The sequence below is a fragment of the Paenibacillus sp. Dod16 genome, from assembly GCF_049893405.1.
In the GTDB taxonomy this organism is placed as follows: domain Bacteria; phylum Bacillota; class Bacilli; order Paenibacillales; family Paenibacillaceae; genus Paenibacillus_AQ.
In genome coordinates this window covers 205,781-220,450 of the sequence record NZ_JBNDYG010000028.1, presented here as the reverse complement: position 1 = coordinate 220,450, position 14,670 = coordinate 205,781, and the positions used below count along the sequence as shown (strand labels likewise).

Here is a 14,670-nt window from a genome sequence, read left to right as displayed (position 1 = left end):
AGCCGTGTGCTAGCTTAATCTGGATAGAAGCTTCCTTGGATGGAAGTTCTATAGATGTACTATTTTGATAAACAAGGGGAGATGGAGATTATGAAAAAGCTTTCCGTATTGGCTCTGATTCTCATGCTGACTGCAAGCATGCTGGCGGCTTGCGGTTCATCGGGCAAGAGCGCTTCAGGAACCGACAGTCCAAGCGAGGGCGGATCCGGCTCAGGCTCCGGTTCGGCTGCCGAAGGGGAAATCTATATTCCGATCATTTCCAAAGGCTTTCAGCATCAGTTCTGGCAGGCGGTAAAAACCGGTGCCGAGCAGGCAGGGGAAGAGCTTGGCGTAAAGATTACCTTTGAAGGACCAGAGACGGAATCCCAGGTGGATAAGCAGATCGAAATGCTGCAAGCAGCACTCGATAAGAAACCAAGCGCGATCGGTTTTGCTGCACTGGATAGCCAGGCCTCCATTCCTTATCTGAAAAAAGCCCAGGAAAACAACATTCCGATCATCGCCTTCGATTCGGGCGTGGAAAGCGACATTCCGGTAACGACGGCATCGACGGACAATATGGCTGCATCCGCGCTTGCGGCGGATAAAATGGCTGAGCTCATCGGGAATGAAGGCAAAATCGCCATGGTGGTCCATGACCAGACCAGCGTGACCGGGGTTAGCCGTCGTGACGGCTTCAAGAAGCAGATCGAAGAGAAGTACCCGAATATCGAAATCGTTGACATCCAGTACGGAGGCGGGGATCACTTGAAGTCGACGGACTTGGCCAAAGCGATGATGCAGGCGCATCCGGATTTGAAAGGGATATTCGGGGCGAATGAGGGTTCGGCCGTCGGGGTCATTAATGCGGTAACGGAGATGAAGAAGGAAGGTCAGATTATCGTGGTCGGGTTCGATTCCGGAAAAGCGCAGATTGACGCAATCAAGAATGGAACGATGGCAGGAGCCATCACGCAGAATCCGGTCGGCATCGGATATGAGACGGTAAAAGCCGCCGTGGCGGCCATCAAAGGGGAGAAGGTTGAACCGCAGATCGATACGGGATTTTACTGGTATGACAAAAATAATATCGATAGCGACGAGATCAAAGCTGTGATCTATGAGTAAAATGAAATGAAGGGGAGCCCTATAGAGGGCTCCCCTTAACGTGACATCCGCTTACGCAGATGTCACCTCCATATTCTGAATCAATTCGTTCAGCCTCCTTTCCGATCATTTGGTCCAGCCGGACATCTATATTAAACCACGGCCGGCTGCAGGACTAAAGTGAATAAACAGGCATAATTGTTTTTTACCAGGAATTCTTGTCATGAATGATACCGGGTTTATGTTAGCGGATCTGCCCCTCGTTCCATATCCGCTTCCAAATCTCTTGGGCGGTCTCTTCCGGAGATAAATCGGAGGTATCCAGCCACATGCCGATTCTCGGCGTTTCGTCGTTCAAACGCCGGTTCAGCTCATGGATGGTCCATACCCCGTAGCCTTTTTTGTTACGAATCTGCTCGCGTGCGCTGATGGCATTCTCAGATGGGTTCAGCACAACGACGTAAACGGGAAGGCCGTTTAGCATTTCGGTTATTTGCAGCAGCGCGGGGCCGAGAATGACGTCCTGGAGGACGACATGAAAACCCGCTTCAACATAGGTTCTGGCAGAGGAGGCCGATAATCTGTAGCGCAGGGCAAGCTGCCGTTTTGCTTCGTCTGAAGCATCCGGAAGCATTTCTTCCCTGCCCTTGATAATCATTCTCCGAAACGCGTCTCCCCTCAAGTGGACTCCGCGTTCAAATTTCGCGGCCAGCAGCTGGGCTACCGTCGATTTACCGGAAGCCATGACACCAGTGACAATAATAACGGCTGGTTCAGATGAATGTGACATAATCATTTCTCCAATGCTATCGGATTGTAAATGAAAGGGAGCCCTATAACGGGCTCCCCTAAACGTGACACCCGCTTATGCGGATGCCACCTCCATATTCTGAATCAATTCGTTCAGCCTCCTTTCCGATCATTTTGTCCGGCCTGACAACTATATTAAACCACAGCCGAATGCGAGCCGAAAAGTGAATAAATGGGCTTAATTGTTTTTTACCAGCGTCTTGGAGCAGTATGCATTGCTAATTAAACGGAGCCCATAAACCCTTGTCCCGCCGTATTACTTACTTCCACGTAAGTATCTCACTTCTAAGTACGTACTTCCGGAAAGTAAACTATCTGCTCTACAATGGGCGTAGTCATTAACCAATACGTTCATAAGGAGAGAATAACAATATGGAACTTCAATTGGCATTGGATTTAGTAAATATTCCTGAAGCAAAACAAGTGGTGGCTGAGGTAGCCGAGTTTATCGACATCGTGGAGATCGGAACACCGGTTGTCATTAACGAAGGACTTCATGCCGTAAAAGCAATTAAAGAGGCTTTCCCGCAGCTGCGTGTGCTGGCCGATCTGAAAATTATGGATGCGGGCGGTTATGAAGTGGCGAAGGCATCCGAAGCCGGCGCGGACATTATTACGGTGTTAGGTGTATCCGACGATGCTACGATCAAAGGCGCGGTAGCGGAAGCCCTCAAGCAAGGTAAGCAAGTGATGGTCGATATGATCAATGTGAAGGACATTGAGAGTAGAGCAGTGGAGATTGACGCTTTGGGCGTGGATTACATTTGCGTTCATTCCGGCTACGACCACCAAGCGGAAGGCAAGAATTCATTCGAGGAATTGGCTGCGATCAAACGTGTCGTGAAGCACGCCAAGACGGCGGTTGCGGGAGGAATCAAAATGGAGACGCTCCCTGAGGTGATCCAAGCGAATCCTGATCTCGTGATTGTCGGAGGGGGAATCACAGGTCAATCCGATAAAAAAGCGGTTGCGGCCCAGATGAACCAGCTTGTTAAGCAGGTCTAAGTTACGATGAGTCAAAAGATATTTCAACATGCAGCGGACATTGCCAAGGAGATATCAGCATCCGTGCAGCAGATCAATGCTGATCAGATTGAGGAATTGATTACACGGATCGTGCAATCCGATGCCATTTTCTTAGCGGGGGGCGGCAGATCCGGTCTAATGATCCGAGCTTTTGCCATGCGATTAATGCAGATGGGGTATAAGGTTCATGTCGTGGGCGATACGGTAACTCCGGCCATCGGCGCGCGGGATATGCTACTTATCGGTTCAGGCTCCGGCGAAACGCAGAGCTTGGTGTCTATGGCTCAGAAGGCCAAGGGTATAGGCTCTGCCGTAGCGGTGGTCACGGTGAATCCCGAATCACGTATCGGTAAGCTTTCGGATGCGATCGTTCGGCTACCGGGCACAACGAAGGAGCAGAATCAAGGATCTCTTGTCACCGTTCAACCGATGGCCTCTTTATTTGAGCAAACGATGCTGATCGCCTTGGATGCCGTTATCTTGAGATTGATGGAGATGAAGGAACTTCACTCGGAAAATATGTTTGGGCTGCACGCCAATTTGGAATAAGAGGTCAAGGTGTGGGTAAAGTTGCCGCTTTGATGATATAACCGCGACCGTTGTATACTGTAGGGAAGAAGGGGTGATGCATTATGGCAAGTGAAGTCAAACAGCGAATCAATCTGAAGGAAATAAACTGCCATAAGGAGTTAACCCTGGCGGTCATCGGCGGCAAATGGAAGCTGATCATCCTATGGCATCTTGGTTTAGAGGGCGTAAAGCGCTTCGGTGAGCTGAATCGAATGATTCCTCATATCACGCAAAAAATGCTGACCAACCAGCTCCGGGAATTGGAGGAGGATCAGCTCGTTCATCGTGTGGTTTACCCCGAGGTTCCACCTCGAGTCGAATATTCGCTCACGCCTTACGGGGAGAGCCTAATGCCGATCTTGAAGCTGATGTACGATTGGGGAAAAGATTACGGCGAACAGGTCGTCTGGAAAGACGGCGAGCTGCCTGAGCATAAAGACGATGGACAGGCAGCGGAGCAACCAGTCGCACAGAAGCTGTAATTTCTCGAACATGCAGGAGAATGCATTAGCAAGGCGATCGGGCAGGGTTTATTCGAGTAAGAAGGTGCTGAGTTCTAAAGCATTAAAAAAACGGCGAGCCAATAGGTTCGCCGCCGCTGGTTTGCGCTTCCTTGATTCATGTAATTATTGCTGGCTTTCAAGGTATTGCGCGAGTTGATCAAAAGTTCCGCCAAATCCTTGTTTCACCATCGGAGCCATTCCATCAAATGCTGCTTGTTCTTCTGCAGTTGCGTTGACAGGGCCTCCCTGCATGGTAAGCGTGGTTTTTCCATCGATTTCTTCAAGTGTGATGATATTCATAATTTCAAGCGGCCAGTTTGCGTTAAAAGGTGCACGTATAGTGTTGCCTTCCTCATCAGAGAATGATTGAATGAATACCAGTTTCTCAGGAACGATAACTTCTTGATATACAAATTTTCCCCACATGGCTTGGTTTCCATCCGGAGACTTCTGACAACCTAAGAACATGCCACCAGGACGTACATCCATTGTGATAACTTCTAAGGAGTATCCTTGAGGTCCCCACCATTTGCCGAAGTGTTCAGGGTCGGTCCAAACTTTAAAAACCAGTTCCCTGGGGGCATTGAATACACGTGACAGAAGTAAACCTTGTTTGCTTTGCTCGGTCATTTGAATTCCTCCTAAAAAGAAGGGTAGCGGCTGCTACCTTTTCTTTTGTAATTTTTCCAAATAATCCTCAAGCTGATCAAAGCGCTTTTCCCAAATACCCCGGAACGAATCCAACCATTCGTCCATTTCTTGAAGCGGTTCAGATCGTAGTCTATAGATTCGTCGATTAGCCTCCGCCTGAACTTCGACCAGTCCTGCTTCATGCAGTATCTTTAAATGTTTGGAAGTCTGGGGTTGCCGGATATGAAGACGTTCAGCAATCTCATTAACGGTTAAAGGACCTTCTCGTAACAGTTCGACAATCTGTAATCGGTTAGGTTCGGCTAGTGCGTTCAACGTTGTCTGTTTCATATGACCCTACCCCCGATCTTGTTACTACAACGAACTTGATGCTTGAACTAATAGATCGGCTAGCAGATCAAAGTCCGGAGTATCATCTTTTCGAATTTTAAGCCATTTCCGTTCGGGCGGACCTTCGAAATGTTTCGGGACGTCTAGATTTGTTGTGTTCATGATCATAAAGGCAATTGCATCTTTGGATGGCGAAATCACGGCTGCATAATGTCCGTTTTTTAGAAAATGCGGTTTTTTGTACTGAATCCGTTCTTCTACCTCCGGAATGGCTTCAAGGACCATAAGTCGAAGCTTTTTGCTGACTTCTACTTGCCAAGGCAGACTAAGGTTTTCGATGAACGAAATTACTTCTTGGCTCATATCGCATCCCTCCTTATGTGTAAAGATTAACCAACGATTGATTACAATATACCACCATGGGAATATTCCTGTAAATGGATATTTATGAGATACGGCATTCGAAACTGCGTATAACAAGGTAGGTTGAAGCTTAATCCCATGCTGCACCAGTAGAATGAATTCGCTGTGACCCTTAGATCATAAGAGAAACTCCGGTAAATGAATGCTGGGGGATTATTATGGCTTATCAGATATTTTTGAATCGAAGGATTGACAATTTAAGTGAGGAGATATAATATCATACCGTATAAATCGTAATTATTACGATTAAGGAATGGAGGAAGTTCGATAGATGAATAGTAACAATAGGATTCCTGTCACAGTGCTCAGCGGGTACCTCGGATCAGGCAAGACGACGGTCCTAAATCATGTGCTTCATAATCGTGATGGATTGAAGGTTGCGGTCATTGTAAATGACATGAGCGAAGTGAATATTGATGCGGATTTGGTTCGAGGGGAAGGAAGCCTGTCCCGAACGGATGAGAAGCTGGTTGAAATGTCTAACGGCTGTATCTGCTGCACGCTCCGGGAAGATCTGGTACAGGAAGTTCAGAAGCTGGTACAGGAGAACCGGTTTGATTATATTCTCATTGAATCGACGGGTATTAGCGAGCCCGTGCCCGTTGCGCAGACCTTTGTCTATCCGGATGAGGTGTCCGGCGTCCAGTTGTCCGACCTAGCCCGGCTGGATTGTATGGTGACGGTTGTGGATGCAAACCGTTTTTGGAAAGACTTCTCTTCGGGTCAAAGCCTGCTCGATCGGAAGGAAGCGCTGGGCGAAGAGGATACACGGGAAGTCGTGGATCTGTTGATTGACCAGATTGAAATGTGTGATGTACTCCTATTAAACAAATGCGATTTGGTGAGCGAAGACGAATTGGCCAAGGTGGAAGGCATACTTCGTAAGCTTCAGCCCAGCGCAAAAATCATACGTACTGAGAAGGGACAAGTCGCCCCTGCGGAAATTCTGAATACCGGTTTATTCGATTTTGAAAAAGCCAGTCAGTCCCCCGGCTGGATTCAGGAGCTTCAGAAGGAAGAGCATGTGCCGGAAACGGATGAATACGGCATCAGCTCTTTTGTTTATCGGAGAAGAAGACCGTTCCATCCGGAGCGGCTGGCTGATTTCATGAGTGATTGGCCGGAAGAGATCGTACGCGCGAAAGGGATTGCTTGGCTGGCTGTGCGTGAGGATGTTGCGGCAAGTCTAAGTCAGGCGGGTCCTTCCATTCAGTTTGGGCCTGCAGGTTATTGGGTGGCTGCTTTAACCGAGCAGGAGCAGCAGGAGCTGCTTCAGAGTGAGCCGGATGTGCAGCGAAAATGGGATGGCGTCTGGGGAGATCGGATGACCGAGCTTGTGATGATTGGGATACGGATGGAGCAGTCACGAATCGAGCGGAAGCTGGATGAATGTTTGTTGACTGATCAGGAAATGCAGCTGGATTGGTCGACCTTTAACAATCCGCTGCCATGGATGGCTATCGAAGAGCTATCGCTGTAAGGTTTAGGATATGTTCCCCTTTGAGTAGACTGTGCAGAAGAAGACGCTACAGACGATACAGTTTACTTAAAGGGAACTTTTTTATGGGAGAGTTTATAAGATAGAATCCGAAGAAAATAGGGATATATCCATTTAATAAAAAAAGCCAAACTCGTCTGAACGAGTTGGCTTTTAAAACGTGACTGCAGTCTGTTCATTATTTGTTTATCGGTTGGCCAGCATATGCTTGGACATTTAGCGGAGCTGTCAGGTATTTTGGAGCTTTAGCTACAAATGCCTGAAAATGGCTGCTCGCATTGTGGAGCCCCACAGCCTCCTGGTCTTTCCACTGTTCAACCATGAGATACGTGTTATCCTGCTCCGTATCTTTAAGCAGCTTATACGATTCATTTCCTTGTTCCGCGCGGGATGCCTCGATAAGTTCTTTTACGGATTCCAGAAATTCTGCCTCTAGTTCACGGTTTACTTTCATTTCTGCATGAATAATAATCATCGCTATGACCTCACTTCCACTCTGCAATTCGATCAATAGGAAGACGGGTCGTCAAACGCGCTTCTTTGGCAGCTTTACCTACAGAGATGAGCATTACCGGCACATAACGTTCTTTCTCCATACCAAATGCCTCTGCAATCCGGGATTTGTCGTATCCGCCAATGGGGTTCGTGTCATAACCACGGGCACGAGCAGAAAGCATGAGCTGCATGGAAACCAAGCCGCTATCTATAAGGATCATTTCACGGAAAGACTGTGCCGGAATACGTCCGAAGAGGTCGGTATAGTTTGCCATCATTTGATCTTTAATCTCTTGTGGCAGATAACCGCGTTCCACAGCGCTACCCATAATTTCATCTGCATTGTCGAATGCGTTCATATCTCCAAATACAGCAATGACTGCGGAAGAAGTTGAAACTTGCGTTTTGTTCCCTGGTGCAAGCTCTTCAAGCGTCGCTTTACCTTCTGGGCTATCAACGACAAGAAATCTCCAAGGCTGAAGATTAACGGATGACGGAGCCAAAGTCGCTTCTTCCAAAATTTCAGTCATTTCTTCACGGCTGATTTTGACCGATGGGTCGTATACCCGCACAGAGCGACGGGAAGTAATAATTTCTTTATAATTATTGTTTAGGGAAGTTACAGTCATGATATTCTCTCCTTTAATCTCTATAAGTTAATTGGTCTTACTTGGTTCTTTCATTTGTTGAATCTGGCTGTTCAGCTTCTGTAGAGTTTGAACAAACGCAAGTCGTTCTGATTCCGTAAGGTCTGCCTGCAGTTCCTCCATAAAGCGATCTTTCTCTGCCTTAAACGCTGCTACTTTACTTTTGCCCACTTCGGTTAGCTGAACCAACGTAATCCGGTTGTCATTCTCACATCTGGTTCGGAGAAGTATTCCTTCCGCTTCCAACTGCTGAACATGACGGGTCACCGCAGCTGGATCAATAGACACTGCCTTCTGCAAATCCGATTGGCTAATTTGGCCCCCCGTCAGTTTGCATAGGAGTTCGAGCCGATTGGGACTAACTCCAGCACATCGTTCAAACCGGGTCGAAATATGCTTGTTTAAATGCATCAGCAAGTACAGCAGGTCTTCCGTATGGCACGTAGCGATTATAAAGACCCCCTTTAATTCATTGACTCATCAATGTTTGATGGGTCAATCATATACCTTTGTTTTCTGAAAATCAAGTCTTTTGCATAAAAAACTGAATCGGATTTCATGTATAATAGGAAGTAGATTCCTAATTCATAGGTTTGAGGAAAGATTTGTTTTCATGGAGAATGTAATGCTAATGCATGAACAACATAAATCAGGAGGACAAGGTTATGGCAAAAGCAAAAGTTCCAAAGAGACCCACTAGAGATGAGTTTGTACTGGAAGAGCTCGGAAATCAGCTTACGGAAGCTTACCAGGAGGAATCGGTCATCGTACTGACAGTCTGGGGATGGGAAGAGGCAGTCCGCGGACAAATCGATCAAATGGACTCCCGCACAGGGAAGGTGCACATGAAAGAGAATGGCGTCATTACGAAGGTTCCTTTTATGGACATTATGGAAGTGAATTATCCCAGGGACTAATCAGAATGATATCGAAAAAGGAGATCCTGCGAGGATCTCCTTTTCTATATCTCCGTCTATCTAACCATCCATCCAGCTGTCATTGCACCACGCCACTGAGCAAGCCTTCCCACTCCTGAACCATGCGATTTTTATCCAGACGATGGCCAATCAGCGTAAGATATCCGCGTTTCAGCTGCAGCGTGCTTGGCTTACATTCAAGCTCTGAACCCGCCCACTGAACTAGAGAGGGACCCGTCGAGAGATGGATGTAACCTTTTGCCCGAATCAGGCTGGGGCCAAGTGCAGAGAGAAAAGTTTCGATCACGCTCAACTGAAGCGGGAAGGGGGATGGAGCAGATAAGGTCAAGGTATCCATGCCCGTGAAGGATGTGCTGCTGTGTCCGGACTCTTCTCCGTGCAGATGGCTATGATGGTCATTGGCAGATCTCTCTGGCTGGTGGTGCGCATGCTTGCTGTGATCATCAGTCAACGCTTTGTCTTGCGTACGATCCGCAAGATCTTCTGGCTTCCATTGCGATGTTGGAAACGAATGGCTCGGGTCATTAGAGGGCTCAAGCTGATGCTGAAGCGTCGAAAACACTTCATTCTCATCCAAACGGCTATAGTCGGTTACGGACAGACTTGCCGTCGTGTTTATTTTTCTAATGGAGGTCATGACTTTGTTGATCTGTTTATCGTCGCAGTCCCCCGCCTTATTAAGGATGATCATATCCGCGAAGCTGATTTGTCCCCGCAGGGTACGCACCAGCTCACGACTGGATGCAAAGAAGCTGTTGTACTCGAGAAATTTGCTGCAGTCGGCCAAGGCAATTTTGCGCTGGATTGAGATTCGATCAGCCAGGGACGGATCCTGCAGATCCTCAAGAATCTGTTCAGGATTCGCCACGCCGGTCGTTTCGATGAATATGAGATCCGGCTTCTGATCTAACAGGGTTTGTAATGCTTGACCCAGCTCGTCTCGCCTGGTGCAGCAGATGCATCCGTCGAGCAGCTTCTCAATCGGAAGATCGGGGATTTGGCCGGAAACCGTATCGCCATCCACATCTTGTTCGCCCATCTCATTCATAAGCACGGCGGTTCTCCACTGCCGCTTGGCGGCATATTCCAGCAGTCTGAGCAGCAGCGTGGTTTTGCCGCTTCCCAAAAATCCGCTAATCAATACAACGGGTATCTTGTTCATTAATTGATCTCCTCCTTGGTCTCGTTATCATTCGAATACAGCTCGTCAAACTCCGCGACGGAGTCCGGATTCGTGAAAATGTAAGGGGATGCCGGCTGCTCGATCGGCTGAATCTGCTCCGCTTGAATTTGCAGAGTCTCTTTACCTTTCAAGGTGGCGACCTGGATCGTGCCATCAATCTGGACCCACGTATCATCAGCGAACGACGCAGCATTCGTGCCGCGCACAAGAACCCCGAACGGTACGGCGTCTGCCGTGCAGCACATCACGAGGAATCGGCTGACGGCAAAGGTATCCTCATTCATCTGTCCGTCGCGGAAGACGAAACCTTGCACCGAGATGGTTTTTCCTTGAAAATGCTCTTTGTACATATCCATGGCCCCGACGGTTTCCGAGAAAATGTCCGGTTCCACCTTAATGACGGGCAGCGTATATAAGCGCTTGGCAAGCTCTGCAAACTCCACACTATAGATGTCCTTGGCAACGAATCGTTCGTTCAGAGCAATATTTTCTTCTGCTCCTTGATCCATGCCGGGTAATTGCTTATCCGTGCCTAAAAAGGCGGACGTGTTGCGGTCATCGGTTTTACGCCGTACATCGGGATTCGGATAGGTGTAGATCATTCCTTTTTTGGCTGCCATATCGCTGCCCAGGGCTTGGTCCGGCAGGAGCAGGCCAAACAGCAGCGGCACCGTGAATAACCCGTATACCGTTACGTTTTTGACAAGGCCGGTAGGCAGGGGACGCTCGCAATCACACACCTCTCCGGAATCGCCCGCAAGGGAATGCCACATCATCCCGAATGCAATGAACAACAACGGAACCGGGCAGAGAAGCAGCAGGGTCTGCATATGAGGCGCAAGGTAATACTCGAGCGAATCTGAAGCATTCAGATGCATGATATAAGCGGCGAGAGCCGCAACAAGCAGCGACCGGAGCGTATAGTGAATCCGTATCCTCAAACTGGACTTCATCCTCCCAATCACCTCCAATCTCAAGCGGATACCTGTTGATCCTAAACGGTCCCGGTAATCTCGTTTGGTTTTTCGTCAATCTTTCATCCTTAGGCAGCTATCCACCCAAAAGAGCGTTGACGGCTACAGAGCCGATGAAGACAAGCGTCATCACCAGCAGGCTTAAACCGATCACGAATTTGGTCTTAAAGGTAGTCGACAGCATGAGCAAGCTTTTGAAATCCAGCATCGGGCCGAGCACGAGGAAGGATACGAGCGGACCTACGGACCCCATCATGAACAGGTAAGATGCGGTGGGACCGTTCCCCAATGCCAGCAGCTCTTCTCTAGGAATGAAGGATTGGATGCAGGCTGTCAGGAATGCGCCAAGAACCAGGTATTTGCCCATTTCGAGCAATTCGTCTCCGGCGTGGACAAACAGGCTTCTCCAGGTTTTGGGATGCTCGTGCAGCTTGCGTTCACCAACGGCGGAATCTTGTTCGGAAAACTCTTGTAAGGAACGCTTGAGCGGGTTGTTCCTTGAAAAAACATAGACAAGCAAACCTACCGTTACCGCGACTGCAAAAGCCAGTCCCATCCGGCCGATCGTCACTTCGGGATGCGAATGGAAGGCCATGGTCGTTGCAGCGAACACAATGGGGTTCAGGATAGGTCCGCTGAGAATAAAGGTTACAGCGATGTAGGCAGGCATCCCCTTGAGCATCAGCCTTCGAACGACCGGGATCATCCCGCATTCACAGATGGGAAACACGATCCCCAGCATGGAAGCGAACAGGACGCCGATGACCGGATTTTTGGGCGTGATCCGACGCACCCACTGTTCTTTAACGAACAGCTGAAGAAGGGACGACAGCAGCACTCCAAGCAGCACAAAAGGAAGCGCCTCAAGGAAAATGCCCGTAAAAACCGTTTTTACCTGCTGTATATCACGGCTTGATATTAGACTTGAATCGTTCTGCAGCCATATCGTCAAGACCGGTATCACGAAGACAAGCGGAATCATGAAGGGCAGCATTTTGAAGATTACCGGATATTTCATTCAGGCCTCCTGGAGCGAATTGTTCTTAGGACATTCTATGCTTGTACCATCGGCAACATACTAGATTCTTGTAAATTAATCAAAAAGATTACGATTTAATATGTCAACTTCATGATCGGTAGCGCGAAGTGCAAAGTCGTGGTATATTTAAAAAAAAGTTATCTGTGTGTTACTGGCGTAGCTTGGGGTACCAAGAGGGAGCACATAGGATCATATGCCGTACGCCTGGGCAAGAGGTAAGGAGACGATCAGTCGCCTTGCCTCTTTATGTTTTTAATACAATGGCGAAGGAGCGGATTAGCATGAGTAAGGAACCCGTAATTTTGGATGGAAAAAAGGTATCCGATGATATTAAGGCAAAGCTGGCGGTGAAGGTACAGGAATTGAAGCAGCACGGGATAACGCCTTGTCTGGCAACGATTCTGGTTGGCGATGATCCTGCTTCTGCGACCTATGTGCGGATGAAGGGAAATGCTTGCGAGCGGCTTGGCATCATATCCAAGAAAGTGGTGCTGGAGACATCGACCTCGACTGAGGAGCTGATCGCCGCGATACAAGAGCTGAACGAGGATCCGAATGTCCACGGTATTCTGCTGCAGCATCCGGTGCCGCATCATATCGATGAACGGGCGGCTTTTGATGCCATAGCCATTGAAAAAGACGTGGATGGAGTAACCACGCTCGGTTTCTCGCAAAATGCGTTTGGTTTTGCCGATTATCCGTCTTGTACGCCTGCCGCGATTATTTCGATTATGGATTATTATGATCTGCCGATCGAAGGGAAGCATGCCGTGGTGGTCGGACGCAGTCCGATTCTGGGTAAGCCGGTATCGATGATGCTGCTCAATCGCAATGCTACCGTTACGATCTGCCACTCGAGAACGAGGAACCTCGGGGAGCTTGTGTCCCAGGCGGATATCGTGGTTGCGGCCGTAGGCAAACCTAATTTCATTCAAGGGAGCTGGATTAAGCCGGGTGCCGTTGTATTGGATGCCGGCTACAATAAAGGGAATATCGGCGACTGCGATTATGAAGCCTGCGCGAAGGTGGCATCTGCGATTACACCGGTACCGGCAGGTGTCGGCCCCGTTACGATTGCTACATTGCTGAAGCATACCGTCGAATCGGCCGAGCGAACCGTGCAAGACTAAAGGAAAGCCACAGACCATTTGCATATGAATTAAGATGCGCCCATGAATAAATCCCCTTCGAATCGGTTCATTCCTAATAAGAGTTCTGGAGCTTGGAAAAGATATGGCTCCTGCCATAATAGGCTTGGAGTCTCCATTTCACGGATGCCTGGACGTCATGGTATAGTTAGGAAAAAGCGAAAACGAAGGGGAGAGATTCATGCACAAACGAAACAGGATCCATTGTGCTGCCCAACTAGGAGCTGTGGAGGACCATCTGTTCGTTGCAGCGCCGCAAGCGGCTCCCGGGAGCACCGAATGAAGAACACGATTGCAGATATTGCCAAAAAAGCCGGGGTTGCCAAAAGCACGGTCTCCCGTTTCTTAAACGGAGGTTCCGTCAGCAATGCAACACGCCAAAAAATTGAGCTGGTCATTCAGGAAACCGGTTATATTCCGAATTCGTTTGCACAGAGCTTGAAAGCGAAGAAAACCAGCATGATCGGCACCATTGTACCGCGTCTGGATTCATTCTCAGCATCGCAGACCGTTGCCGGCATGGATGAAGAATTAAGGAAACACGGTTATCAGCTTCTTATTATCAATGCAAGCCAGGACTTATCCAGGGAGATTGAAGCGCTGTATGATCTCGCCAGGCAAAAAATATCTGGCATTATTTTATTTGCGACTCAAGTGACGGATACCCATCTTGCCGCGATTCAAGAGATCGGCATCCCTGTCATCCTGTTAGGACAGCAGCATAAGGATGTTCACAGCATGATTTATAACGACTATGCCGCGGGTTATGACATGGGCCGGTATGTGCTGTCCAAGGGACATCGCCATATTGCCTATATCGGGGTGACGGAACAAGACGTTGCTGTCGGAGTTCAGCGGAAGGAAGGGTTTCTGAAAGCGGTAAGCGAGGATAGTGAGGCGAAAGCGGATCTCTATGAGAGTGGATTTAAGATGTCGGATGGTGTAAAGACCGCATGGTCCATTTTTGAGTCGAACCGAACGCTGCCAACTGCCGTGGTTTGCGCTACTGACAATATCGCGTTAGGCGTTATGAAAGCGGCTCATATGAAGGGCATTCAAATTCCGAACGAACTCTCCGTTACCGGATTTGGCGGATACGACGTAACCGAGGTGATTCATCCTGGATTGACAACGGTTAAATATGGATATTCCCAAGCGGGCCATCTCGCCGCACAGCATATAATGAAGCTGGTCAACGACGAGCCTGTGGATTTCCTGACGGTTATGAGCTGCGATATGATTCATCGCGAAAGCGTTGACAATCTAAAATAGGTATTTTATACTGAAAATAACGGAACCGGTTCCAATACTGCTTTTGCCTGGTATTGGAGCTGAGTTCATTATTTTTA

Annotated in this window: 18 protein-coding genes and 1 riboswitch; of the genes, 8 read left to right on the top strand and 10 right to left on the bottom strand. The window is 48.5% G+C overall.

The window, feature by feature from the left end:
- Positions 1 to 81: 81 nt before the first annotated feature.
- Entirely contained in the window at positions 82 to 1,107 is a 1,026-nt protein-coding gene (locus tag ACPV3A_RS20525; protein WP_216532472.1) for an ABC transporter substrate-binding protein, read from the top strand.
- Positions 1,108 to 1,330: 223 nt separating this feature from the next.
- Here ACPV3A_RS20525 and ACPV3A_RS20520 read toward each other — a convergent pair whose 3' ends face one another.
- A complete protein-coding gene (locus ACPV3A_RS20520) occupies positions 1,331 to 1,876 on the bottom strand; it encodes an AAA family ATPase (RefSeq protein WP_426200871.1) in 546 nt (181 codons plus the stop codon).
- A gap of 392 nt (positions 1,877 to 2,268) precedes the next feature.
- Between ACPV3A_RS20520 and hxlA the strand changes: the two genes are divergently transcribed.
- The 3 genes from hxlA (at position 2,269) to ACPV3A_RS20505 (ending at position 3,974) form a co-directional block, all read left to right on the top strand.
- Positions 2,269 to 2,901 carry a 3-hexulose-6-phosphate synthase gene (hxlA, locus tag ACPV3A_RS20515; RefSeq protein ID WP_071220348.1) on the top strand — a complete coding sequence of 211 codons (633 nt, stop codon included), beginning with the start codon at positions 2,269 to 2,271 and terminating at the stop codon, positions 2,899 to 2,901.
- A 6-nt stretch (positions 2,902 to 2,907) separates the two neighbouring features.
- On the top strand, positions 2,908 to 3,471 hold the full coding sequence (gene hxlB / locus ACPV3A_RS20510) for a 6-phospho-3-hexuloisomerase (RefSeq protein ID WP_220684740.1): 564 nt from the start codon (positions 2,908 to 2,910) through the stop codon (positions 3,469 to 3,471).
- 83 nt (positions 3,472 to 3,554) lie between these two features.
- The gene (locus ACPV3A_RS20505) at positions 3,555 to 3,974 is read left to right on the top strand and encodes a winged helix-turn-helix transcriptional regulator (RefSeq protein ID WP_194543371.1); all 420 of its coding nucleotides are present in this window, start codon (positions 3,555 to 3,557) and stop codon (positions 3,972 to 3,974) included.
- Between the two features lie 144 nt (positions 3,975 to 4,118).
- Here ACPV3A_RS20505 and ACPV3A_RS20500 read toward each other — a convergent pair whose 3' ends face one another.
- From ACPV3A_RS20500 to ACPV3A_RS20490, 3 genes are read right to left on the bottom strand one after another with little or no spacing between them, the layout of a single operon-like run.
- Entirely contained in the window at positions 4,119 to 4,625 is a 507-nt protein-coding gene (locus ACPV3A_RS20500) for an SRPBCC family protein (RefSeq protein WP_426200868.1), read from the bottom strand.
- Between the two features lie 33 nt (positions 4,626 to 4,658).
- Positions 4,659 to 4,976: an ArsR/SmtB family transcription factor gene (locus ACPV3A_RS20495; RefSeq protein ID WP_426200866.1), complete on the bottom strand. Its 318-nt coding sequence runs from the start codon at positions 4,974 to 4,976 to the stop codon at positions 4,659 to 4,661.
- Between the two features lie 24 nt (positions 4,977 to 5,000).
- Entirely contained in the window at positions 5,001 to 5,339 is a 339-nt protein-coding gene (locus tag ACPV3A_RS20490; protein WP_216532054.1) for a DUF1801 domain-containing protein, read from the bottom strand.
- Positions 5,340 to 5,670: 331 nt separating this feature from the next.
- Here ACPV3A_RS20490 and ACPV3A_RS20485 point away from each other — a divergent pair, with 331 nt between their 5' ends.
- Positions 5,671 to 6,879 (top strand): GTP-binding protein, encoded by a 1,209-nt coding sequence (locus tag ACPV3A_RS20485; protein ID WP_426200864.1) that lies wholly within the window; start codon positions 5,671 to 5,673, stop codon positions 6,877 to 6,879.
- A gap of 196 nt (positions 6,880 to 7,075) precedes the next feature.
- On the opposite strand, the gene ACPV3A_RS20480 is transcribed toward ACPV3A_RS20485, so the two are convergent.
- From ACPV3A_RS20480 to ACPV3A_RS20470, 3 genes are read right to left on the bottom strand one after another with little or no spacing between them, the layout of a single operon-like run.
- Positions 7,076 to 7,372: a putative quinol monooxygenase gene (locus ACPV3A_RS20480; RefSeq protein ID WP_339218094.1), complete on the bottom strand. Its 297-nt coding sequence runs from the start codon at positions 7,370 to 7,372 to the stop codon at positions 7,076 to 7,078.
- A 10-nt stretch (positions 7,373 to 7,382) separates the two neighbouring features.
- The gene (locus ACPV3A_RS20475; protein ID WP_113061100.1) at positions 7,383 to 8,021 is read right to left on the bottom strand and encodes a nitroreductase family protein; all 639 of its coding nucleotides are present in this window, start codon (positions 8,019 to 8,021) and stop codon (positions 7,383 to 7,385) included.
- A gap of 27 nt (positions 8,022 to 8,048) precedes the next feature.
- Positions 8,049 to 8,450 carry a MarR family winged helix-turn-helix transcriptional regulator gene (locus ACPV3A_RS20470; RefSeq protein WP_426200904.1) on the bottom strand — a complete coding sequence of 134 codons (402 nt, stop codon included), beginning with the start codon at positions 8,448 to 8,450 and terminating at the stop codon, positions 8,049 to 8,051.
- Between the two features lie 254 nt (positions 8,451 to 8,704).
- Here ACPV3A_RS20470 and ACPV3A_RS20465 point away from each other — a divergent pair, with 254 nt between their 5' ends.
- Entirely contained in the window at positions 8,705 to 8,956 is a 252-nt protein-coding gene (locus ACPV3A_RS20465) for a YolD-like family protein (protein WP_113061102.1), read from the top strand.
- Positions 8,957 to 9,035: 79 nt separating this feature from the next.
- Here ACPV3A_RS20465 and ACPV3A_RS20460 read toward each other — a convergent pair whose 3' ends face one another.
- The 3 genes from ACPV3A_RS20460 to ACPV3A_RS20450 form a co-directional block, all read right to left on the bottom strand.
- Positions 9,036 to 10,139 (bottom strand): CobW family GTP-binding protein, encoded by a 1,104-nt coding sequence (locus ACPV3A_RS20460; RefSeq protein ID WP_426200861.1) that lies wholly within the window; start codon positions 10,137 to 10,139, stop codon positions 9,036 to 9,038.
- Positions 10,139 to 11,113: a TIGR03943 family putative permease subunit gene (locus ACPV3A_RS20455; protein WP_426200859.1), complete on the bottom strand. Its 975-nt coding sequence runs from the start codon at positions 11,111 to 11,113 to the stop codon at positions 10,139 to 10,141. Before ACPV3A_RS20455 ends, ACPV3A_RS20460 begins: the two co-directional genes overlap by 1 nt.
- 97 nt (positions 11,114 to 11,210) lie before the next feature.
- Positions 11,211 to 12,152, bottom strand: coding sequence for a permease (locus ACPV3A_RS20450; RefSeq protein WP_426200857.1), 942 nt, complete (start codon positions 12,150 to 12,152; stop codon positions 11,211 to 11,213).
- 158 nt (positions 12,153 to 12,310) lie between these two features.
- Positions 12,311 to 12,390, top strand: a riboswitch (ZMP/ZTP riboswitch).
- Between the two features lie 64 nt (positions 12,391 to 12,454).
- On the opposite strand from ACPV3A_RS20450, the gene ACPV3A_RS20445 reads away from it, so the two are divergent.
- Complete coding sequence (locus tag ACPV3A_RS20445; RefSeq protein ID WP_426200855.1) at positions 12,455 to 13,303, top strand: bifunctional 5,10-methylenetetrahydrofolate dehydrogenase/5,10-methenyltetrahydrofolate cyclohydrolase; 849 nt, start codon at positions 12,455 to 12,457, stop codon at positions 13,301 to 13,303.
- A 297-nt stretch (positions 13,304 to 13,600) separates the two neighbouring features.
- Complete coding sequence (locus tag ACPV3A_RS20440; RefSeq protein ID WP_194543360.1) at positions 13,601 to 14,593, top strand: LacI family DNA-binding transcriptional regulator; 993 nt, start codon at positions 13,601 to 13,603, stop codon at positions 14,591 to 14,593.
- The last annotated feature ends 77 nt before the right edge of the window (positions 14,594 to 14,670 follow it).